The organism is Tenacibaculum sp. MEBiC06402, from assembly GCF_049239625.1.
Classification (GTDB): Bacteria; Bacteroidota; Bacteroidia; order Flavobacteriales; family Flavobacteriaceae; genus Polaribacter.
Map to the genome: position 1 here is coordinate 1 of NZ_JBMKKT010000014.1, position 867 is coordinate 867.

The window sequence follows — 867 nt, forward strand, 5'->3', positions numbered from 1 at the left end:
GCCGCAATTAATTATACACCGTGTTGTACGCTGGCTTTTATTTCCAGTTATTCTCAAACTCTTCTTTTTCTATCGAAAACTCCAAAAACTCAGTCAAATCAATATTTTGATTGGCAAGTCCACCAAATTCGTCTTCGATATTTTGGTTGCCATATTTTAGAATTTTTCCATTCTCGTATACCTCAATTTGTCTTAGGACTTCCCCATTATTGTCTGTCTCAAAGTACCAAATGGATTTTCCCCAACTATCATGTTGGTCTCCACGAGGTTCATTCCAATTTCGTTTATAGTAATTCATTCGTTTAGTTCTTTCCAACATTTCTGTACTTCACGTTCAACTTCTTTTTCCATTTTCGGTAATTCATTTAGAATCCAATCTTTACTTTCTTTAGTCAGATAATTTTTGTTTTCAGACAGTTTAAATTCCATTGCACTTTTGATTAATGGAATCAAATCTTTCGTTTCTGTATCTCCATTCGCAAAATTTGGTCCGATTAAATATCCTAAAATATCTTTCTCATATTTTGGTTTGTAATATAAAATGTGAGTTACAATTGGAAAATAGAAATAAAAGAAACTATTGGTATTCGATTGATATTGAATCTTATTAAATTCCGAAATCAGTAATTCAGATTGCGAGTCAGAAGTATTAAAGTCCAATTCGCGAAGTAATTCATAAGTCTTTTTCGCACTTGACTTAATTTCTCCCATTTTCTTTAAGTCAGAAAATGTTTTTTCAAATTCCGATTTAATTTCTTTGTTTTTTATCCAATCTAAAATTCTCAATTAGTTCTGTTTTTAGCTTGCGTACAACGTATTTGTGTATGATTTTTTGCGGGAAAAGGACGCGAGTCGTTTTCCGATGTT

At 31.6% G+C, this 867-nt stretch carries 2 protein-coding genes; both read right to left on the reverse strand.

What is annotated here, in order from left to right:
* Window positions 1–37: 37 nt before the first annotated feature.
* Window positions 38–298: a hypothetical protein gene (locus tag ACOSP6_RS00110; RefSeq protein WP_422092386.1), complete on the reverse strand. Its 261-nt coding sequence runs from the start codon at window positions 296–298 to the stop codon at window positions 38–40.
* Window positions 295–786 (reverse strand): hypothetical protein, encoded by a 492-nt coding sequence (locus ACOSP6_RS00115; protein ID WP_422092385.1) that lies wholly within the window; start codon window positions 784–786, stop codon window positions 295–297. The genes ACOSP6_RS00110 and ACOSP6_RS00115 overlap by 4 nt, the downstream gene beginning before the upstream one ends.
* Window positions 787–867: the final 81 nt, after the last annotated feature.